This is a genomic window from Amycolatopsis sp. NPDC049253 (genome assembly GCF_040678995.1).
Lineage (GTDB): Bacteria > Actinomycetota > Actinomycetes > Mycobacteriales > Pseudonocardiaceae > Amycolatopsis.
In genome coordinates, this window is the sequence record NZ_JBFAQX010000034.1 from 21,364 (window position 1) to 41,470 (window position 20,107).

Here is a 20,107-nt window from a genome sequence, read left to right on the forward strand (position 1 = left end):
CCGGACGGGTGACGGCTCGCGCCAGTCAGCCCTCGCGCGCGAGCGATCCCGGCAGCGGCCTGCGCGCCGTCTCCCGCATGAAGAACACGCAAATACCGCCGATGACCCCGGCGATCATCAGGTAGTACGCGGGCCAGTCGAGGTCTCCGGTGCCCGAGACGAGCGCACTCATCACCGTCGCCGTGGTCCCGCCGAAGAGGGACACCGAAAGGTTGAAGGCGATCGACAGCCCGCCGGCCCGGACGTTCGTGGGGAAGAGCGCCGGCAACGTCGACGGGAGGATCGCCGAGAACAGCACGAGCACGAGCCCCATCACCAGCAGGCCGAAGAACGTCGAGGTGGTGCCGCCGGCGCGGACCAGCAGCACGGCGGGCAGCGACAGCACCACGAGCCCGAGGCAGCCGGCCAGGATCACCGGCCGCCGGCCCACCTTGTCCGACAGCCCGCCGACGAACGTGATCACCAGCATCAGCACCACGAGCACCACGATCTGCAGGATCTCCGACGCCGTCTTGCCGACGCCGGTGTGCTGCTCGGGCAGCGTTTCCGTCAGGTAGGTCGGCATGTAGCTGGTGAGCATGTAGTTGGCGACGTTCCACGTCAGCACGAGCCCGGCGCACAGCAGCATCGCGGGCCAGTACTTCGTGAACACCGCGCGCAGCTCTCCGCCCAGCGACCGGACGCCCTCGTTCTGCTTCTCGGTCTCCTGCAGCTGCGCGAACGCGGGCGACTCCTCCAGCCGCCGGCGCAGGTAGAGCCCGACGGCGCCCAGCGGGAGCGCGAGCAGGAACGGGATGCGCCAGCCCCACGTCAGCAGCGCCTGGTCGGACAGGACCGCGCTGAGCACGGTGGCGATGGTCGCGCCGAACGCGTAGCCGGTCAGCGTGCCGAACTCGAGCCAGCTGCCGAAGAACCCGCGCCGGCGGTCCGGCGCGTACTCGGCGATGAAGGTCATGGCGTTGCCGTACTCGCCGCCGGTCGAGATGCCCTGCACCAGCCGGGCGAGCAGCACGAGCAGGGGCGCGGCCAGACCGATGGCGCCGTAGCTCGGGATCACGCCGAGCGCGAACGTGCCCAGCGCCATGAGGATCACCGTGAGCGACAGGACCTTTTTCCGCCCGATCCGGTCACCCAGTGGCCCGAAGATCAGCCCGCCGAACGGGCGGATCAGGAACGACACCGCGAACACCCCGAACGTGGCGATCTGCCCGGCCGAAGCCGGCAGGTCCGTGAAGAACACCTTCTGGATGGTTGTCGCCAGGTACCCGTAGACGCCGAAGTCGTACCACTCGGTGATGTTGCCGATCGCGGCCGCGCCGACGGCCCGGTTGATCACCGCGGGCTCGACGACCTGGACGTCGCCGGCCTTCCCCTCCACCATCGATCCACCTTCCGGCCGCCCGCCGTTCAGCGGCCGCGTACGAGTGTCTCCCGGATCGGTGAGGTCTGCCGGTTCACCGCGCATTGCCCAGGTGAGAGGCGGGTTTCCCGCGGTTCGGGCGGCGTTCGGCACGCCCGTTTCCGCTTCGCGAGCTAGTCCGCGGTGAAACCGCGGTACTCGTCCGCGCTCATCAGCTTCAGCCGGCCGGCCGCCGGGTCGGCCGAGTCCACGACGACGCTGAGCGTGATCAGCCAGCCCTCGCCGTACGGTTCGTCGTTGACGAGCTCCGGGCTGTCGACGAGGAGCGGGTTGACCCCGGTCACCACTCCGGACACCGGCGCGTACACCTCGGACACGCTCTTGGTCGACTCGATCTCCCCGAAGGCCTCGCCGGCCACGACCTCGTCGCCCACCGCGGGCAGCGTGACGGTGATGAGGTCCCCCAGGGACTCCTGCGCGAAGTCGGTGATCCCCACCCGGGCCGAGCCGCGCGGCGACAACCGCACCCATTGGTGCTGCTCGGTGTATTCGACGTCGGGGTCCACTTCGGCCATCGCGGTGCACACCTCTCCGGGTACGGGTTCGACGATGCGGTGTCGGCGACGGTGCCCCGCGAACGCCCGGATCGCATCGGGGTGGACCCCAGTGCGACGCCGAGTCGGGTGATCGGACGCGGCGCGGACCGCGGTCCGGCTACCCGACGGGGGGTGCGCTTTCGCCCGAGCCGGCTGGGCCGCACCCGGATCAGCGCGCACCTGGCGCGCGCCCAGCTCGTCCACGGCGAGTGGCCGCGCCGGCAGGGACGCAGGGCCGACGCCCGGGACAAGCTGCGCGCCGCACACCGCGCGTTCACCGAAATGGGCGCGGACGCCTTCGCCCGCCGGGCCCTGCGCGAACCGCTCGCGACGGGCGAGCGAGCGCGGCGGCGCATCCCGGAAACCCGCTCCGACCTGACGCCGCAGGCGGCCCGGATCGCGTGGCCGGCCCGCGAAGGCCGCACCGACCCCGAAATCGCGACCACGCTCTCGATCAGTCCGCGGACCGTTGAATACCACCTGCACAAGGTGTTCACCAAGCTGTCCGTCACGTCCCGGGCCGAGCGCTACCGGGCATTGCCCGAAAGCAGCCGTCAGCGCCCGCGCGCGGGCGCAGCCATTCCACGTGCAGGATCCAGTGCTTCCCGGCCTGGCGCAGCCGGCCGGACGCGGTCACCGGGCGCAGGATGCTGGCCCGGGTCCGCGCGGTGGGGTCCGAGGGGAACTCGAGCGCGACGCAGTCCCCCGAGCCGTCCAGGACGACGGCCAGGTCGAGCCGCCCGTCTTGCGCGGCGCGGACCTCGAGCACCCCCGTGACCACCACCCGCAGGCCGGCCCGCGAGCCGATCGTGCCGGTCACCCCTTCACTCCTCCCCGACTGCTCCCCTTGCCCGCCAGGGTGCACCGGGGCGACGGTCGGTCGCATCGGGGGGAGCCCGGGTACGGGACCCCGGTCGGGCCCGGCCCGGTGGGCCGACGCGGGGGTTCCCCGACGCGAAGGGCGGGGCCGGGGAGAAACGCTGCACCGCATGGAACTCGGAGCAGCCGGGCACGGGAGGTGCGCCTGATGGCCTTCACCCGCAACTTCCACAGCAAGCGCGGCGCCGAGGTCGACCCGGCGCGGGTGCCGCCCGGGCAGTACGTGACGCCGGGGTTCCCGGTGCTCTCCGCGGGGCCGACGCCGAAGGTCGTCGCCCGCGACTGGACGTTCACCGTCCGCGGGGCCGCGAAGAGCCCCGTCACCTGGACCTGGGACGCGATGCGCGCGCTGCCCGCCGAGTCGATCACCGTGGACATCCACTGCGTGACCAAGTGGTCGAAGCTCGACACCACGTGGACCGGCGTCTCGCTCGACACGCTGCTCGACAGCGTGGAGACCCGGGCCGGTTACGCGGTCGCGTTCAGCGAAGGCGGCTACACCACGAACCTTCCGCTGGCCGACCTCACCGGCGGCAAGGCCTGGCTGGTCCACGAGTTCGGCGGCGCCCCGCTCGAACCCGAACACGGCGGCCCGGTGCGGTTGCTCGTGCCCCACCTCTACTTCTGGAAGAGCGCCAAGTGGGTGCGGGGCCTCGACCTGCGCGAGCGGGACGAACCCGGCTTCTGGGAGCGCTACGGCTACCACAACTACGGAGACCCATGGCGGGAACAGCGCTACGCCGGCGACTGATCTGGCAGCAGGCCACGGTGACCGGCCTCGTCGCGGAGACCTCGAACACCCGCAGCATCGCCTTCGACGTGCCGGACTGGCCGGGCCACCGCGCGGGCCAGCACGTCGACGTGCGCCTGACCGCCGAGGACGGCTACCAGGCCGAGCGCAGCTACTCCGTCGCCTCCGCGCCCGAAGACCCCCACGTGGTGCTCACGGTCGAGCGGCTCGACGACGGCGAGGTCTCGCCCTACCTCGTCGACGAGCTGCGGATCGGTGACGACGTGGAGCTGCGCGGCCCGGTCGGCGGGCACTTCGTATGGGAGTCCACGTGCGACAGTCCCGTGCTGCTCGTCGCGGGCGGCTCCGGCGTGGTGCCGTTGCGCTCGATGCTGCGCCACCACGCGGCGGCGGGCAGCACGGTGCCGATGCGGCTGCTGTATTCGGCGCGCTCGCGGGAAACCCTGATCTACGCCGACGAGTTCACCCGGCTCGGGGGAAGTGGCAGGATCGACATCCGCGTCACACTCACGCGCGAGAACTCGGGCACCTGGCCGGGCGAGCGCGGGCGGATCGACCGGGACTTCCTCACGCGGACCGGCCTGCCGCCCGCAGGGGAGCCCCTGGTCTACGTGTGCGGGCCGACCGCGTTCGTCGAGACCGTGGCGAACACGCTCGTCGACCTCGGCCACCGGCCCGAGCGGATCCGGACCGAACGCTTCGGCGGAACGGGGACACCATGACGACCTTCGACGGCAACGCCATCGCCGGCACCCTCAACGCGGTGTTCGGCGGCGAGATGACCACCGCCAGCGGAACCTGCGCGTCCTGCGGTGCCACCGAACCCCTGGCGCAGCTGCGGGTCTACCGCGACGCACCGGGCGTGGTGGCCCGCTGCGCGCACTGCGACACGATCCTGATGGTCATCGTGGAGAAACGCGGGATCGCCTGCGTGGACGTGTCGGGCTTCGCGGCGCTGGAGGAGCCCGCTCAGCTCTGAAGCCCGCGCCGCGACGTGACGTTGAGCTTGTCGTAGATCCGGCCCAGGTGCCATTCCACCGTGCGCGGGCTGAGGAACAGCCGCGCGCCGATCTCCGCGTTGGACAGTCCCTCGCGCACCATCCGCACGATCTGGGCCTCCTGCGCGGTGAGCTCCGTGCCGGTCTCGACGGAACGCTTGCGCGCGGTGCCGCCGGTCGCGCGCAGCTCGCGGCCCGCTCGTTCGGTGAACGCCTCCATGCCCATCTCGGTGAACATGTCGTGGGCGGTGCGCAGCTGTTCGCGCGCGTCCGCCCGGCGGCGACGGCGGCGCAGCCATTCCCCGTACAGCAGCCGTGCCCGCGCGCACTCGCCCCGGATGCGGGTGCGCGAAAGCCGTTCCACGGCCTCGCGGTAAGCGCTCTCGGCCTCTTCCCCGGTGGCCAGCAACGCGCGTGAGCGGGCTTCGACGCCCAGCGCCCAGTCGGTGCCGCTGGCGCGCGTGGTCTCCACGAGCTTGGCGAACGCGTCCTCGGCCGCGGCGGTTTCGCCGAGCCGGCTGGCAGCTTCGATCAGCTCCACCAGCGTGAGCCACGGCTCCACGCCCATCACCGGCGGCCGCTGCCGCGCGTCCTCGCTCGACGCCAGCGCCTCCGCGTAGTGGCCGAGGCTGTTGCACAGCACCGCCCGTGCCGCGCCGACGATCAGCAGCCCGAAGCCCTCTCCGCGCCGCACTGCCTCGGCTTCGGTGCGGGCGATCACGTCGCGTGCGTCGTTCTCACGGCCGCGCCACGCCGCCAGCAGCAGCGTCCCGTACGTCGCCGCCGGGATCCCGGTCGCTCGCGACACCTCGGCGAGCTCGTCGCGCAGGTGCGCCGCGGTGACCAGGTCGCCCGCGTAGACGTGGGCGCCGATGTGCGACGCGAGCGCGAGCGGCAGGGTGTTGAGCGCACCCTTGTCGCGGGCGAGCTGCAGGTGCCGCGCGGTGTCGAGCGTCTGCTCGTCCCACATGTTCCCGGCCATGATGTGGGCGAGCCACAGCCAGTGCAGTTCCTTCAGCGAAAGGTCGGGGGTGCGGAAGGCCCCCAGCGCCCGCCGCAGCATCGGCAGCGAGGGCGCGAAGCCGTCGGTGAACCGGATCGCCAGCCCGTCGAGCAGCAGGTCGGCCGGACCGGGCGGCTGCGGCAACCGAGGCGCGGCGCGCGCGGCTTCGGCGACCTCACGCAGCTCGGCGTCGGTCACGCCCGCGAACATCCCGGCCAGCAGCGCGTCGAGGTAGGTCTCGCGGGCAAGCCTCACGTCCAGCTGCTCGAGCTGCCGGGCCGCGGCGAACAGCAGCGGCGGCGCCTCCCGGCCGCGGTTGACGGTCATCGAGATCCGGCCGCGCAGCAGGTCGGCCTCGGCCTTCCCGAGCCGGTCGAGCGGCCCCGCTTCGGCAATGGACAGCAGCCGCAGCGCCTCCTCCGGCGCCCCCGCCACGTGCGTGATGTGCGCCGCCTCGAGCGTGCGCTTGGCCCGGGTCTTGGGGTCGGCCGTCAGCTCCGCCGCGCGTTCCAGCATCGCCGCGGCGGCCGCCATGCCGCCCCGGGACTGCGCCCGGCAGGCCGACCGGCCGAGCTCCTCGGCAGCCTCTTCCGCGGGCGCTTCGGCGGCCTGGGCCGCGTGCCAGGCGCGGCGATCCTGGTCGGTCTCGGGGTCGGTGACCTGCGCGAGCGCCCAGTGCGCCCGGCGCCGCTCACCCGGGGCCGCGGCCTGGTAGATCGCGGAGCGCACGAGCGGGTGGTGGAACCGCACGTGGGTGCCGATCTCGATCAACCCGGCCGCCAGCGCGGGTTCCGCCGCTCCGGCGCCGATGTCGAGCAGCCCGGCCGCGCGCCACAGCGTGACCGGGTCGCCCTGCGGTTCGAGGGCGGCGATCAGCAGCAACCGGGTCGTGTCGGAGTCGAGCTGGGCCAGCCGCGCCTGGTAACGCTCCTCGATGCGGCGCGGGATCGTGGTCGCGCCGGCCAGGGAGAACCCCTCGGCCAGCTCCTTCGGGCTCAGGCCGCGCGAAAGCTCCACCAGCGCCAGCGGGTTGCCGCGGGTCTCGGCGACGATCCGGTCGCGCACGCGGTCGTCGGCGGGCAGGCGCAGCACGGAGTCGAGCAGGTCGCGGGCCGCGGCGTCGGGCAAGCCTTCGACCACGAGCTGGGCGACGCCCGTCAGCTCCGTGGCCGCCGCCGGCTCCCGCACGGCGAACACCAGCGCGACCGACTCGGCGACCAGCCGGCGGGCGACGAAGGCGAGTGCTTGCGCGGAAGCGCTGTCCAGCCACTGGGCGTCGTCGATCACGCACAGCAACGGTCGCTCTCGCGCCGCCTCGGCGAGCAGGCCGAGCACGGCCAGGCCGACGAGGAACCGGTCCGGTGCCGGGCCCGGGCTCAAGCCGAACGCGGTGCGCAGCGCCACCCGCTGCGGGTCCGGCAGGGCTTCGGCGCCGTCGAGCATCGGCGCGCACAGCTGGTGCAGGCCGGCGAACGCGAGCTCCATTTCGGACTGGACGCCCCCGGCTCGCGCGACGCGGACCCCGGCGGCCTGGCGGACCAGGTGGTCGAGCAGCACGGTCTTGCCGACGCCCGCCTCACCGCGCAGCACGAGCACCTGGCTCTTGCCGGCGCGGACGGAGTCCAGCAGCCGGTCGAGGGTCTCGCGTTCCGCGCGCCGATCCAGCACTCACCCACCTGCCCGTGTGCTCGCTCTTCCCTTCCGGTCACGGCGACCAGCGGGCGTCCGCAGGATATCCCGATCAACGGCCGGCGCCGGGTACACAGTGTTCACCGGCGTCGCCCGGTTCGCCCGGATTCACCCGGGTCCCGGGGTCGTGCCCGGGACAGCCCGGGTTCGAAGCGGCCGGGGACCCGCGAGCGTCGAGGCCGTGCCCGACCCGAACCCGGCCAGTGCAGTAACCGACGTCACTCTGCACGGCCGTGCCGCCGAAGTCCACCTGCTCGACCGGCTCGTGCGGGACGGCCACGGCGCGCTCGTGCTGCGGGGAGCCGCGGGCGTGGGGAAAACGGCGTTGCTGCGGCACGTGATCGAGCGAGCGCGTGGGTATCGGGTGGTCCGGGTGAGCTCGGCCGAGCCGCGGCCGTACGCCGGGCTGCGGCAGCTGTGTGCCGAGCTCGACGGACTGCTCGAACGGCTGCTGCCGCACCACGCACGCGTGCTGCGCACGGTCACGGAGGACTCCGATCCGTTCCTGGTCGGGGTGGCGACGACGTTCCTCCTGTCGGCGGCGGCGCCGTTGCTGTGCGTGGTCGACGACGCACAGTGCCTCGACGGGCCTTCGGCGCGGGCGCTGGCTTTCGTGGCGCGGCGATCGCGGGGGCGGCGGGTCTTGCTGTTCTTCGCGCAGCGCACCGGGGCCGGCGGGCTGGAAGACTTGCCGGAGCTGGTCGTGCCCGAGCTGTGCCGGGCCGGTGCTCGCGCGCTGGTCGGTTCGCTGGTGCCGGGTCCGGTGGACGAGGACGTGGTCGAGCGGTTCGTCGCGGAGACGCGGGGAAACCCGCGGGCGATCCGGTCGGCCGCGCGGGCTCTCGCGGCGGCCGGCGGCTTCGGGCCGGCCGACGGGAACCCGGACGCCGGCACCCGGGACCGGGTGCTGCGCCTGGACGCGGACGGCCGCACGCTCCTGCTGGCCGCTGCCGCGGACCCGACGGGTGAGGTGGCTCTGCTGTGGCAAGCCGCCGCGCGGCTGGGGATCCCGGCGGTCCCGCCGGACGGCTTGCTCGCGTTCGGCGAGCGGGTCACGTTCTCCGACCCGGCGGTGCGCGGCTGGGTGTATCACCGGGCCACGCCGTCGGAGCGACGCGCGGTGCACCGAGCGCTGGCCGGCGCGGCGACTTCGGCGGACCGGCGGGCCTGGCATCACGCCCACTCGGTGACAGCCCCGGATCCGACGGCGGCCGACGGCCTGGCCGCGCAGGTGTCCTCGGCACGCCGGCGGGGCGGGCCCAGCGCCGCGGCCGCGTTCCTGGGTCTCGCCGCCACGCTCACCGCCGACCCGGCCCTGCGCGCCGGACGGACTCTGGCCGCGGTCGCCGCGGAACTCGACGCCGGGCAGCCCGGCAACGCGCAGCAGCTGCTGGACGCGCTGGCCGGTCCACTCGGACCGGCGCACCGGGCCGAAGCCGCTCGGCTGCGGGCGTGGCTCGCGTTCACCTCGACCCGCACTCCCTCGGCAACGGAAGCGCTGCTGCGCGCGACCCGCCGGGTCACGGCCTTCGGCCCCGCGAGCCGAGCCTGGCTCGACGCGCTCGGCGCCGCCGTGCTCACCGGCGTCGGTTTCGCCCCGGGCCCACCCGGTCACGACGACGGGCTCGCGGCCGGGCTGATGCTGCGCGGCGCCCACGGTTTCGGCACCGCGATCGGGCCGCTGACGGCAGCTCTCGAAACCGCCCGGCCGTCGTGGCTCGCGGCGCTCACCGCCGCTGAGCTGTGGGACGACCAGGCGTGGCACCGGTTGGTGAGCGGGGTGGCCGATCCCGGTGCCCTGCCGGACTCCTTGACCGGACGGTCACTGTTTTCGCTCCATACCGGCAATTTCGCCGAGGCGGCCGCACTGGACGACGAAGCTCGCAGGATGAGCGCGAAGCTGGGCCAGGCGCCGTCGGCGCACGCCACCGTGCTGATCGCGGCCTGGCGCGGTCAGGAGCTCGGCCGCGCCGCCGGTCACGGACTCGCCCGCACGTGCGGCGAGCTGGCCATCGCGGTGGCGGGCAACGCCGCCGGCGACTGGTCGCGGGCCCTCGCCGCGGCACAGCGTGTCGTCGAGCGCGACGAACCGGCGACGGCGGGCTGGGCGTTGGTCGAGCTCGTCGAAGCCGCCGCGGGCGAGGACCGGCCCGACCTCGCGACGACAGCGCTCGACGTGCTCACCGACCGCACCGGCCGGTGCGGGACGGACTGGGCGCTCGGTGCCCGGGCCCGTTCCCGCGCGCTGCTGGCCGAAGGCCCCGAGGCCGGGCGCTTGTACCTCGAAGCGATCGAGCGGCTGACCCGGACGAGCATCCGCACGCTCCTGGCCCGCACCCGGCTCGCCTACGGCGAATGGCTGCGCCGCCGGGGCCGCGACGACGAAGCTGGTGAGCAGTTGCGCGCGGCGTACGATGCGTTCCTCCGCATGGGGGCCACGGCCTTCGCGGACCGCGCGTTGCTCGCGATCGGCGAACCCGGGGCCCCCGCGGTCACCACCTCGGCGCTTACCCGGCACGAACACCGGATCGCCGCGCTCGCCCGCGACGGCCTCACCAACTCGGAGATCGGCGCCGCGCTGTCGATCAGCCCCCGCACGGTCGAATACCACCTGCGCAAGGTCTTCACGAAGCTGCGCATCACCTCGCGAACCGAGCTGCACCTGGCCTTCACCGAGCACCAGCACGGAATCGAGGTCGTGGCACGATGAACGCAACGCTCCCCCTCGTCGGACGCGACCCCGAACGCGACCGGCTACGGGAACTGCTGACCGGCGGCGGCGCGGTCGTGGTCCGCGGCGCGGCGGGGCTCGGGAAAACGGCCTTGCTCACGCATCTCGCGAACGCGGCCGGCGAGCACCGGGTGCTGACCGTCCGAGGGATCGCCGCCGAGGCGGATCTGCCGTACGCCGCGCTGCACCTGCTGTGCTCGGCGCTGCCGGCCGAGCTGGACCGGCTGCACGCGCACCGGCGCGACGTGCTGGAACGGGCCGTCGGACTCCGCCCGGGCCCCGCGCCTGAGCGACTCCCGGTCTGCGTCGCCGTGGTGGAACTGCTGACGCTGGCGGCGCACCAGAAGCCGGTGCTGTGCGTGGTCGACGACGCGCAGTGGCTGGACGAGGCCTCGGCCGCCGTGCTCGCGGCCGTCGCCCGGCGGCTCGGCCCGGTGCCCGTCGCACTGGTGTTCGCCGAACGCGGCGAGCGGTTCACCGACCTGCCGGGTCTTGGCCTCGAACCCCTGGGCCACGCCGAGTCGCGCCAGGTCCTCAGGTCCGCACTGGACACGCCGCTGGACGAAGCCGTGCTCGACCGCGTGGTGGCGGAAGCCCGGGGAAATCCCCGGCTGCTGGTCGAGGCCGTCCGCCCGGCGGCCGGCCTCGCCGGCGGCTACGGCGTGGTTCCCCTGTCCTGCCCCGAATTCGCCGGCACGTCGACAACGTTGACACCCGAAAGCCGGCTCCTTCTCGTCCTCGCCTCCGCCGAGCCCCTCGGCGAGCCCGTCCGGCTGTGGCAGGCGGCCGCGACGCTCGCGATCGGGCCGGACGCGGCCACACCGCTCGAAACGGCCGGCCTCGTGTCGTTCGGCGCGTGGGTCACCTTCCGCGAACCCCGCCTGCGCCAGTGCGTTTACGGCCTCGCGTCCGGCGCGGAGCGGCGCCTGGTCCACGGTGCCCTAGCCCTGGCCACCGATCCTCAGCTCGAACCCGACCGGCGCGCGTGGCACCTCGCCCACGCGACGGCCGAGCCGGCCGAAGCCGTCGCCGGCTCACTGGCCCACCTCGCCGACGAAGCCGGACGGCGGGGCGGGCTGCCCGCCACCGCCGCCTTCCTCGAACACGCGGCGCTTTGCACCGCCGAACCGCGGCTGCGCGCCGAGCGGGCCATCGCGGCGGCGGACGCGCACCACGCCGCCGGCGCCGTGGACGCGGCGGTCCGCCTGCTCGCCGTCGCGGAGCTGGGCTCCCCCGGCGTCGCCGCCCGGGCGCGGGCGAACCGGGTGCGCGCCCGCATGGCGTTCGACTCCCGCCGCGGCGGCCCCGCCGTCGGGCGGCTGCTGACGTCGGCGAAGGACCTGGAGCTCTGCGAACCCCGGCTCGCCCGGCCGGCGTATCTCGAAGCGCTGGGCGCCGCGATCTTCACGGGCCACGTCGACGTCGTCCACGCTGTGCTGGCGCGCCTGGCCACCCACCGGCCGACGAGTTCCGACCGGCTGCTCGAAGGCGTCGCACAACGCTGCACCGCCGGGTACGCGGCCGCCGTCGAACCGCTCAAGCTCGCGTTGAAGACTCTCGACAACGACCACGAGGACGACGCCCGGTCCCGGCTGCTGGCCTGCCTCGTCGCGCCGGACCTGTGGGACGACGACACCTGGCACGAGCTGACCCGCGCGGAGCTGGGCAGCGCTCGCGAGACCGGCGCGCGCACGATCCTGCCCTACGTCCTCACCCACCGCGCGCTGGCCGAAGTCCACTTCGGACAGTTCGCCGCCGCGGAGTCCCTGGTGGCCGAGGCGGAATCCCTCACCCGGCTCTCGGGCACCCCGTCGTTCCCGCACGCCGCCTGCGTGCTGGCCGCGTGGCGCGGGCAGGAGCTGCCGGCGTTCGCCGAGTCGTGCTTCGAAAACGGCGGCATGGCGAGCACGACGGCCCGCTACGCGACAGCCGTGCTCCGCAACGGCCTCACCGCATACGCCGAAGCCGCCGACGCGACCCGCGACGTCCTCGACCGCGACGGCATCGAACTCCAAGGCTGGTCCCTCGTGGAACTCGTCGAAGGCGCCGTCCGCTCCGGCGACCTGGCCACCGCCGCGGCAGCGGCCGACCGCCTGTCGGAACGCGCGTGCCTCAGCGGCACCGAATGGGCCCTCGGCGCCGACGCGCGTTCCCGCGCGCTGCTCCACGACGGCCAGGCAGCGGAGGACCTGTACGCCGAAGCCATCGACCGCCTGAGCCGCTCCCGCATCACCCCGCACCTCGCGCGCGCCCGCCTGCTCTACGGCGAATGGCTGCGCCGCCGTGGCAGGCGCGTCGATGCCCGCGGCCCGCTGCGCGCCGCCCACGAGGCGTTCGCCGCCATGCGCGCCGAGGCCTTCGCGACCCGTGCGATGCGCGAACTCCTCGCCACCGGCGAACGCGCGCGTCGCCGGGTGCCGGAGACCAGCTCCCAGCTCACGCCGCAGGAGCGCCGCATCGCCTCGCTCGCCCGCGACGGCCGCTCCAACCCCGAGATCGCGGTCGCCTTGTCCATCAGCCCCCGCACGGTCGAGTACCACCTGCACAAGGTGTTCACCAAGCTGTCCATCACCACGCGCACCGAGCTGCACCTGGTCCTGGCCGCCTGCGCGGACGACTGAGCTCAGCCCTTGCGCAGGTCGGGGGCGGGCGCGCTCAGCAGGCCGAGGCGGGCACGGTCCCAGGCGGCGCGCATCGCGGCCTGCACGGACCGGGAGGTGTGGCCCAGCAGCCGTACGCCCACGCCGCAGGCGGCGGGCAGCTCGGAGACGCCGGCGAGGACGTCCGGCACCTCGGCCAGGGCCTCGCGCAAGGTGGTCACGAGCTCGGCCGGCGGCATCCGGTCCGACATCACGTACAGGCTCGCCACCACCTGGTACCCGCCCAGTGTCGCGGGCGAGACGGGGTCGCCGGCACCGCCCGGGCGCAGGCGCAAGGTGTCGGCGAACAGGAGCGTGCCGTCGGGGCCGCGGGCTTCCAGCTCGGCCCAGTAGAGGTCGTAGACGTGGGCCTCGCCCCTCGCCACGCGGCCCGGGAGCAGGACCTCGCCGAGGATCGCCGTCGCGCCGGGCGCGATGGTCACGGCTGTGCGCTGGTAGAGGCGCGAGCCGCGGAACGGGACGACGGGGTCGGGCAGGTACTCCAGCACCGCGCCGGCGCCGACGGTCAGGTTCACCAGCTGCGTCGCGTAGTTGTCGCGCGCGCCGAAGACCTTCGTGGACGCCTGTGTCGTGAGATGGACGGCCGAGCCGGGCGCGCAGTCGACGTCGATGCGGTAGCGGTCGCCCTGCACGAATCCGTCACCCTGCTGCTGCAGGAACACGAAGGCCATGTCCGGCCGGTGCGGGTCGAGGTGGATCGGGTGGTAGACGTGCAGCGGCGCGCGCTGGTACTGCCGGACGACCCGGGTGGTGCCGCCGCGCGGGGCGAGCGCGAGGTCGAGCACGCCGAGCTTGCCGGGTGCCCCGACGCCGAGGCCGTCGCGGACGGACCCGTCGAAGCCGAGCAGCTCCTCGGGCAGCCGCGCCGGCGTGCACCACGCCGCGTCGTCGCGCCGGGTCATCCCACTTCGGCGGCGGGCGCGAACCGGCCGATCACCTCGCGGACGCGGCGCGTGACCTCGTCGAGCCCCTCACCGGTGAAGCAGTTGGTGAACACGAACGGGCGGCCTTCGCGCACGGCGCCGGCGTCGCGGTCCATCACCGACAGGTCGGACCGGACGAGATCCGCCAGGTCGACCTTGTTGATCACCAGCAGGTCGGAGTGCGTCACGCCCGGGCCGCGCTTGCGCGGGATCTTGTCGCCCTGCGCCACGTCGATCACGAAGACGAAGTAGTCGGCCAGCGCCGCGCTGAACGTCAGCGTCAGGTTGTCGCCGCCCGACTCGACGAGGACCACGTCCGCGTCGGGGTAGCGATCGGTGAGCTCGGTGACGGCGTCGAGGTTCATCGTCGGGTCGTCGCGGACCGCGGTGTGCGGGCACGAACCCGTCTCCACGCCGACGACCCGCTCCGGCGCGAGCACGCCAGCCAGCGTGCGCCGCACGTGCAGGGCGTCTTCGCTGGTGAAGATGTCGTTGGTGACGACCAGCGGACGGTGGCCCGCCGCGATCAGCATCGGCACGAGCGCCTCGATCAGCGCCGTCTTGCCCGACCCGACCGGGCCGCCGATGCCGATGCGGGCGACACCGGGGGTGCGCACGGCCGAGAACTCCGCGTGCGAGTGGGGGTGGTCAAGGGAGTGCGGGTGGGCGTGCGAATGCGTGTGGGGCTCCATGGTTTCCTTCCCTCAGCTGGCGAACAGCCGCAGTTGCGTTTCCTCGTGCCGCATCGCCGCCACGTCCGGCAGCGGAGTGCAGCTCGTGATGACGTCGGGGTCCTTGTCCACGGCGCACATCGCCGCTTCGGCCGTGGCGGCCCGGACGTCGTGCAGCACGGCCTGCGCGGTGCCGTGGTCGGTGACGGCCAGCCGCACGCCGGCCGCGACCCAGGCCGCGGAGAACGCGAACAGCTCCCCCGCCACCGCCTCCAGCCGCGGCACGCCCACCGAAGCGCTGAGGATTCCCAGCACCACCGCGTGGTTGCCGGGCGACCGTCCTTTCGCGACACAGTCGGCGTAGCGCAGCAAGGCCTCGGTCGGGAACACCGACTTGGCGATCCGCAGCAGCGCCCGCCCCGTGCGCGTGGACGTCTCCCGCGCCTCCCGCGGCAGCTTCACCGCGGCCAGCCGTTCGTCGGCCCGGGTCACGCACTCGAGATCGAGGGAGTTCTCCGACGCCGTGGCGCGGTGCGCGCACGCCAGGGCCACCCCGTCCGACGGCGCCACCCCGAGCAGCAGCTGGTCCCGCAGCAGCGCCGAAAGCACCCGCGGGTCGCTCGGCGTCGCCAGGAAACCCGATTGCACCAGGGTTTCCAGGCCGTAGGACAGCGTGTAGCGGCCGCTCGGGAACGCCGAATCACTCAGCTGCAGCACCGACAGGAAGCCCGTGAGCCATTCCGCACCGGGCGCCGGCAGCGCGTGCCCAGCCATCAGACGATGTAGTAGAGCTGCGCCATGGCCACCTCGTCGACCGCGGGCACCACGGCCGGCTCACCGTCCACAGTGACCTGGTACGTCTCGGGGTCCACCGCGATGTCCGGCGTCAGCTCGTTGCGCACCATCTGCGCCTTGCCCACCGTCCGGCACCCGCGCACGGCCTCGGTCCGCCGGTCGATCCCGAGCCGCTCGAACAGCTCGCCCTCCTGCGCCGCCTGCGAGAGGAACGTGATCGACGTCCGCCCCACCGCCTTGCCGAGCCCGGCGAACATCGGCTGCAGCAGCACCGGTTCCGGCGTCGGGATCGACGCGTTCGCGTCACCCATCACCGACCACGCGACGAACCCGCCCTTGAGCACGTACTTGGGTTTGACGCCGAAGGTGTTGGTCGGCCACAGCACGATGTCGGCGAGCTTGCCCGGCTCCAGCGAACCCACGACGTGGCCGATGCCGTGCGTGAGCGCCGGGTTGATCGTGAGCTTCGCCAGGTACCGCAGGATCCGCTGGTTGTCATCGCCCGCGGTCTCCCCGGGCAGACTGCCGGTGAGCTTCTTCATCTTGTCCGCGGTGCGCCAGCACGTCGTGACGGTGTCCCCGATGCGCCCCATGGCCTGCGCGTCCGAGGAGTACATGCTCAGCACACCCCGGTCGTGCAGCACGTCCTCGGCCGCCTCGGTCTCGGCGCGGATCCGCGACTGCGCGAACGCGACGTCCTCGGGGTTGTCGGGGTTGAGGTGGTGCGTCACGATCGTCATGTAGAACAGGTTGTCCGTCGTGTCCGTGGTGTACGGCCGCGTCGGGTTGGTCGAGGACGGCAGCACGTTGGGCAGCGACGCGATCGCCATCATGTCCGGCGCGTGCCCCCCACCGGCACCCTCGGTGTGGTAGCTGTGGATCGTCCGGCCGTCGATGGCGTCGAGCGTGTCGGCCAGGTACCCGCTCTCGTTGAGGGTGTCGGCGTGCAGTGCCACCTGCACGTCGTACTCGTCCGCGACCGACAGCGCGCAGTCGAGCGCCGCCGGCGTGGCACCCCAGTCCTCGTGCACCTTCAGCCCGCAGGCGCCGGCCTCGACCTGCTCGCGCAGGGCTTCCGGGCGGCTGCTGTTGCCCTTGCCCATCAGGCCGATGTTGACGGGCAGCGCGGCCGTCGCCTCGAACATCCGGGCCAGGTTCCAGGGCCCGGGGGTGCAGGTCGTGCCCTTCGACCCGTCGGCGGGCCCGGTCCCGCCGCCCAGCAGCGTCGTGACACCGCTGGAGAGCGCGTGCGGGATCTGGGCCGGCGTCAGGAAGTGCACGTGGGTGTCGATCGCCCCGGCGGTGGCGACGAGGCCCTCGCCGGAGATCACCTCCGTGCCCGGCCCGATGACCAGGCCGGGCGACACGCCGTCCTGCACGTACGGGTTGCCCGCTTGGCCGACGCCGGCGATCAGCCCGTCCTTCACGCCGATGTCCGCCTTGAGGATGCCGAGCACGGCGTCCATCACGATCACCGAGGTGATCACGAGATCCAGGGCGCCGTCGGCGTTGCGCACGCCGGGCGCCTGCGCCATGCCGTCGCGAATGGACTTCCCGCCGCCGTAGATCGCTTCCTCACCCGGGAGGATGAGGCTGCGTTCCACGCGGGCGAGCAGGTCGGTGTCTGCCAGCCGGAAGCGGTCGCCCGCCGTGGGGCCGTAGAGTGACGCGTAGTGCCGCCGCGAAATCGTGGTCACTTCTGCTCCCCCGTTCCCGTGAAGCCGCGCTCGGCGGCCCGCGCCTGGGCACGGGCCGCCGCTCCGCGAACCGCGAAACCGCCGTCGAGCAGGCCGCTGAAGCCGACCACCCGGCCGGAACCGCCGAACTCCACGAGCTCGACGTCGCGTTCGTCGCCGGGCTCGAAGCGGATCGACTGCCCCGAGGGCACGTTGAGCCGCATGCCCAGCGTCGCCGGGCGGTCGAAGTCCAGCACCCGGTTCACCTCGAAGAAGTGGAAGTGCGAACCGACCTGGATCGGCCGGTCACCGGTGTTGCGCACCGGCAGGCGCGCGGTGCGCCGGCCGGCGTTGAGCTCGATCGGCTCGTCGGCCGGCAGCCACTCGCCTGGGATCATCCTGTGCTCCTACGGAATCGGGTCGGCCACGGCCACGAGCTGCGTGCCCGTGCGGAACGTGGCCTCGACCTGCACCACGTTCACCATCTCCGGCACGCCGGGCAGCACGTCCTCACGGGTGAGCACCTGCTTGCCCAGCTCGGTCACCTCCGCCACCGACCGGCCGTCCCGGGCCGCCTCCAGCAGCGCCTCGGTGATCAGCGCGATCGACTCCGGGAAGTTCAGCTTCAGACCGCGGTCCTTGCGCCGCCGAGCCAGTTCGGCCACCTGGTAGATCACCAGCTTCTCGATTTCCCGGGGGCTGAGCATCAGCGACGACAGCGTCGCCTCGATGCGCGCCTGGCCGGCCTCACCCGCGGTCACGGCTCAGAACCCCGCCAGGCCCTGCGGGCTGTTGTACGGGATCTCCGCCGCCGTGACCTCGACGAGCGAACCGTCGGACTGCACCGCGTAGCCCACGAGCTTCGAGGCGTTGGCGTAGATCTGGTACAGGTGGCTGCCGTCCGGGGTGAGCCAGTTGTCACTCGGGCCGCTGCTGACGGTGCCGTTGAGCGCGCGGAAGGTGCCGTCGCCGGGGACCTTCGGGCAGGCGTTGTCGTGCACCAGCGAAACGACGTCGCCGTCGATGCGGAAGCTGGAGATGTTGCTGTAGCCGAAGTTCGTGGCGAACACCCACTTGTCGTCGGGCGAGACCGCGAGCCAGCACAGCTCCGAGGGCAGGCCCGCGCTGGTGTCGATCTTCACGACCGGGCCGGTGCCGATCTGGCCGCGGTCGTCGAGCTTGGCCAGCGCGATGCCGTCGGCCACGGCGTAGCCGATCACGAAGTGGTCCGGGCGGTGGTGCAGGAACGCGGGGTAGAACGGCGAACCGCCGCCGCCGTCCTGGAACATCCCGTCGCCCAGCGAACCGTCGTGCTGCAGCGGGAAGACGATGATGCCGTCGGGGTCGGGCGCGTTGGACGCGACGGACTTCTTCGAGCCGTCCGGCTGGTCGGCCCACAGGATCGGCGAACCGTCCAGGTTGGCCGCGGCCGGCTGGTCGAACGTGGTGCCGACGACGAGGAAGCGCTCGTCCGGCGACAGCACGACCATCGTGGACACGCGCAGCGGCTTGTCCGGGGTGTTCACGGTGTAGCCTTCGGGCCGCGAGGTGAGCTTGCCCTCGGGGTCCACGGTCATCAGGCGCACGTGGTCCGGGCCGAACGAGTGCAGCACGTACAGCGTGCTGGTGCCCGGCGAGAACGCCAGCGACTTCGCGGTGCCGCTGCGGCCCGCCACGATGTTGCCGGTGCGCTTGACGTCGAGCAGCGTCAGCTTGCCGTCTCCGCCGACGGAGAAGCTGGAGACGGAGTTGTCGCCGCCGTTGGTGGCGAAGAGGAACTGCTTGTCCGCCGTGAGGATCACGCTGCCCGCCGCCTCGAAGGCGTTCGGCGCGCTCTCCTGGCCGCTGATCGGCTTGTACACCCCGGACCCGCCGCCTCCGGTGGGCACGCGCTCCACCTCGGTGAGGGCGCCGTCGGCCCCTCGGGAGTAGTGGATGATCGCGTTCTTGACCTCGTTGGTCTGGAGGTAGAGGTGGCCGGCGGCCTGCATACCTGGCATGTGGGTTCTCCGTTTCCGGTCGTCACGTCAGAGCCTGCCCGCACGGCGCCCGCGTCGCGTCCGGGTGCACCCGGGCCCGACCCCCCAGTGCGCTGCGGTGGAAGGAAAAGAAAAGCCCCACACCATCCTTTGTGGACGGTATGGGGTTTTTCGGCGGGAGGACGCTACTTCTCGTCGCTGCGGACCACAGTGGAGATCACGTCGTTGAACGCCTCCGTCGACGACGGGTGCGTGTAGATCGCCTCGCCCAGCTGTGCGGCCTTGATGCCGTAGCGCATGGCCTGCGCCACGGTGTTGATCAGCTCCTGGGCGTCGACGCTGAGCAGCGAGGCGCCGAGGATCTCGTCGGTGTCGAGGTCGATCACGAACTTCATCACGCCGCGCGTCTCGTCGACGACGTAGGCGCGCGGCATGGCGATGATCTCCGCCACCGGCTGGCTCGAGACCTTGATGCGGTGACCCGCGTCGCGCGCCTCGCGCTCGGTGAGCCCGACCATCGCCAGCGGCGGGGTCATGAACAGCGTCCGCGGCACGGCGACGCGGTCGGTCGTGGTGCGCTTGCCCTCGCCGCGCAGCTGGTCGAGCACGATGCGGCTGTCGTCGAGGGAGACGTAGGTGAACTGCGGCCCGCCGTTGACGTCGCCCAGGGCGAAGATGTGCGGCTGGCTGGTGCGCAGGTGCTCGTCGACCTCCACCGCACCACGAGCGGTCACGCGGACGCCCGCCGCGGCGAGGCCGAGGCCCTCGGTGGCCGGTTTGCGGCCGGCGGCGGCCAGCACGGCGTCGACGGCCAGCGTGCGCTCGCGGCCGTCGTGCATGTACTTCACGACCGCCTCGCCCTCACCGTCCTCGACGCCGGTGACGTTGGCGCCGGTGACGATCTCGATGCCCTCGTCGACGAGGATCTTCTCCGCCACGGCCTGCACGTCGTCGTCGAGGTGGTCGAGGATGCGCGCCGTCGACTCGAAGAGCGTCACCTCGGAGCCGAACTGGCGGTAGATGGCGGCGAACTCGATGCCGAGGTAGCCGCCGCCGACGATGGCCAGCCGCTTCGGCAGCTCCGTGCGGTGGATGAGGTCGGTGCTGGTGACCAGGTACTTGCTGTCACGCAGGCCCGGCAGGTCGGGGATCACGGGCGTGGAGCCGGTGTTGATGAGGATGTGCTCGGCCCGGACGGTGACAGGGCCGTCGGCGGTGTCCACGAGAACGGTGTTCGGGCTGGTGAACTCCGCGTGCCCGGTGAGGACCGACGCGGTCTCGAGGCCGTCCATCCCGTCGAAGTTGCCCTTGCGGAACAGTGACGTGATGGCGTGCACCTCGCCCACGGCCCGCTCGTACCCGCAACCGCCGCCCGTCCGACCCGCACGGGCCGCCG

The 20,107-nt window shown here is 72.9% G+C and carries 17 protein-coding genes and 1 pseudogene; 6 read left to right on the forward strand and 12 right to left on the reverse strand.

The features are described from left to right. Positions 1-25 precede the first annotated feature (25 nt). Together AB0K15_RS41270 and gcvH are read right to left on the reverse strand one after the other, a co-directional pair. On the reverse strand, positions 26-1,381 hold the full coding sequence (locus AB0K15_RS41270) for an MFS transporter (protein WP_364064105.1): 1,356 nt from the start codon (positions 1,379-1,381) through the stop codon (positions 26-28). Between the two features lie 152 nt (positions 1,382-1,533). Then, a complete protein-coding gene (gene gcvH, locus AB0K15_RS41275) occupies positions 1,534-1,935 on the reverse strand; it encodes a glycine cleavage system protein GcvH (RefSeq protein ID WP_364064108.1) in 402 nt (133 codons plus the stop codon). 303 nt (positions 1,936-2,238) lie between these two features. On the opposite strand from gcvH, the pseudogene AB0K15_RS41280 reads away from it, so the two are divergent. Then, positions 2,239-2,433 (forward strand): annotated as a pseudogene (locus tag AB0K15_RS41280) (hypothetical protein); the annotation flags it as partial. A 31-nt stretch (positions 2,434-2,464) separates the two neighbouring features. Here the strand turns inward: AB0K15_RS41280 and AB0K15_RS41285 are convergent. Continuing rightward, positions 2,465-2,776, reverse strand: a complete 312-nt coding sequence (locus AB0K15_RS41285; protein ID WP_364064347.1) for a hypothetical protein — start codon at positions 2,774-2,776, stop codon at positions 2,465-2,467. A 207-nt stretch (positions 2,777-2,983) separates the two neighbouring features. Here AB0K15_RS41285 and AB0K15_RS41290 point away from each other — a divergent pair, with 207 nt between their 5' ends. Genes AB0K15_RS41290 through AB0K15_RS41300 form a run of 3 tightly spaced genes read left to right on the forward strand, consistent with a single transcriptional unit; the run spans position 2,984 to position 4,565 of the window. Next, positions 2,984-3,586 carry a sulfite oxidase-like oxidoreductase gene (locus AB0K15_RS41290; RefSeq protein ID WP_364064116.1) on the forward strand — a complete coding sequence of 201 codons (603 nt, stop codon included), beginning with the start codon at positions 2,984-2,986 and terminating at the stop codon, positions 3,584-3,586. Continuing rightward, entirely contained in the window at positions 3,556-4,308 is a 753-nt protein-coding gene (locus AB0K15_RS41295; protein WP_364064124.1) for a ferredoxin reductase, read from the forward strand. Before AB0K15_RS41290 ends, AB0K15_RS41295 begins: the two co-directional genes overlap by 31 nt. Further along, the gene (locus tag AB0K15_RS41300) at positions 4,305-4,565 is read left to right on the forward strand and encodes a DUF6510 family protein (RefSeq protein ID WP_364064132.1); all 261 of its coding nucleotides are present in this window, start codon (positions 4,305-4,307) and stop codon (positions 4,563-4,565) included. Before AB0K15_RS41295 ends, AB0K15_RS41300 begins: the two co-directional genes overlap by 4 nt. Here AB0K15_RS41300 and AB0K15_RS41305 read toward each other — a convergent pair. Next, complete coding sequence (locus AB0K15_RS41305; protein ID WP_364064140.1) at positions 4,556-7,255, reverse strand: AAA family ATPase; 2,700 nt, start codon at positions 7,253-7,255, stop codon at positions 4,556-4,558. The genes AB0K15_RS41300 and AB0K15_RS41305 overlap by 10 nt on opposite strands. A gap of 202 nt (positions 7,256-7,457) precedes the next feature. Here AB0K15_RS41305 and AB0K15_RS41310 point away from each other — a divergent pair, with 202 nt between their 5' ends. Together AB0K15_RS41310 and AB0K15_RS41315 are read left to right on the forward strand one after the other, a co-directional pair. Then, entirely contained in the window at positions 7,458-9,986 is a 2,529-nt protein-coding gene (locus tag AB0K15_RS41310) for a LuxR C-terminal-related transcriptional regulator (protein ID WP_364064143.1), read from the forward strand. Further along, positions 9,983-12,628, forward strand: coding sequence for an AAA family ATPase (locus AB0K15_RS41315; RefSeq protein ID WP_364064146.1), 2,646 nt, complete (start codon positions 9,983-9,985; stop codon positions 12,626-12,628). Before AB0K15_RS41310 ends, AB0K15_RS41315 begins: the two co-directional genes overlap by 4 nt. A gap of 2 nt (positions 12,629-12,630) precedes the next feature. Here AB0K15_RS41315 and AB0K15_RS41320 read toward each other — a convergent pair whose 3' ends face one another. The 8 genes from AB0K15_RS41320 to AB0K15_RS41355 all read right to left on the reverse strand — a co-directional run bounded on the left by AB0K15_RS41320 (position 12,631) and on the right by AB0K15_RS41355 (position 20,057). Then, positions 12,631-13,569: an urease accessory protein UreD gene (locus tag AB0K15_RS41320; protein WP_364064149.1), complete on the reverse strand. Its 939-nt coding sequence runs from the start codon at positions 13,567-13,569 to the stop codon at positions 12,631-12,633. Beyond that, entirely contained in the window at positions 13,566-14,282 is a 717-nt protein-coding gene (gene ureG, locus AB0K15_RS41325) for an urease accessory protein UreG (RefSeq protein WP_364064152.1), read from the reverse strand. The genes AB0K15_RS41320 and ureG overlap by 4 nt, the downstream gene beginning before the upstream one ends. 12 nt (positions 14,283-14,294) lie before the next feature. Continuing rightward, the gene (locus tag AB0K15_RS41330; RefSeq protein ID WP_364064155.1) at positions 14,295-15,035 is read right to left on the reverse strand and encodes an urease accessory UreF family protein; all 741 of its coding nucleotides are present in this window, start codon (positions 15,033-15,035) and stop codon (positions 14,295-14,297) included. After that, positions 15,035-16,753, reverse strand: coding sequence for an urease subunit alpha (gene ureC, locus AB0K15_RS41335; protein WP_364064158.1), 1,719 nt, complete (start codon positions 16,751-16,753; stop codon positions 15,035-15,037). The genes AB0K15_RS41330 and ureC overlap by 1 nt, the downstream gene beginning before the upstream one ends. Next, positions 16,750-17,130, reverse strand: coding sequence for an urease subunit beta (locus AB0K15_RS41340; protein WP_364064161.1), 381 nt, complete (start codon positions 17,128-17,130; stop codon positions 16,750-16,752). Before AB0K15_RS41340 ends, ureC begins: the two co-directional genes overlap by 4 nt. 9 nt (positions 17,131-17,139) lie before the next feature. Then, positions 17,140-17,442, reverse strand: a complete 303-nt coding sequence (locus tag AB0K15_RS41345) for an urease subunit gamma (protein WP_220247702.1) — start codon at positions 17,440-17,442, stop codon at positions 17,140-17,142. A gap of 54 nt (positions 17,443-17,496) precedes the next feature. Beyond that, positions 17,497-18,732, reverse strand: coding sequence for a beta-propeller fold lactonase family protein (locus AB0K15_RS41350; protein ID WP_364064164.1), 1,236 nt, complete (start codon positions 18,730-18,732; stop codon positions 17,497-17,499). A gap of 164 nt (positions 18,733-18,896) precedes the next feature. Further along, entirely contained in the window at positions 18,897-20,057 is a 1,161-nt protein-coding gene (locus tag AB0K15_RS41355; protein WP_364064167.1) for an FAD-dependent oxidoreductase, read from the reverse strand. Positions 20,058-20,107 lie beyond the last annotated feature (50 nt).

Coding starts and splice junctions, on each gene's coding strand:
- AB0K15_RS41270 (WP_364064105.1), bottom strand. CDS start 1,381: ATGGTGGAGGGGAAGGCCGGCGACGTCCAGGTCGTCGAGCCCGCGGTG.
- gcvH (WP_364064108.1), bottom strand. CDS start 1,935: ATGGCCGAAGTGGACCCCGACGTCGAATACACCGAGCAGCACCAATGG.
- AB0K15_RS41290 (WP_364064116.1), top strand. CDS start 2,984: ATGGCCTTCACCCGCAACTTCCACAGCAAGCGCGGCGCCGAGGTCGAC.
- AB0K15_RS41295 (WP_364064124.1), top strand. CDS start 3,556: ATGGCGGGAACAGCGCTACGCCGGCGACTGATCTGGCAGCAGGCCACG.
- AB0K15_RS41300 (WP_364064132.1), top strand. CDS start 4,305: ATGACGACCTTCGACGGCAACGCCATCGCCGGCACCCTCAACGCGGTG.
- AB0K15_RS41315 (WP_364064146.1), top strand. CDS start 9,983: ATGAACGCAACGCTCCCCCTCGTCGGACGCGACCCCGAACGCGACCGG.
- AB0K15_RS41320 (WP_364064149.1), bottom strand. CDS start 13,569: ATGACCCGGCGCGACGACGCGGCGTGGTGCACGCCGGCGCGGCTGCCC.
- ureG (WP_364064152.1), bottom strand. CDS start 14,282: ATGGAGCCCCACACGCATTCGCACGCCCACCCGCACTCCCTTGACCAC.
- AB0K15_RS41330 (WP_364064155.1), bottom strand. CDS start 15,035: ATGGCTGGGCACGCGCTGCCGGCGCCCGGTGCGGAATGGCTCACGGGC.
- AB0K15_RS41340 (WP_364064161.1), bottom strand. CDS start 17,130: ATGATCCCAGGCGAGTGGCTGCCGGCCGACGAGCCGATCGAGCTCAAC.
- AB0K15_RS41350 (WP_364064164.1), bottom strand. CDS start 18,732: ATGCCAGGTATGCAGGCCGCCGGCCACCTCTACCTCCAGACCAACGAG.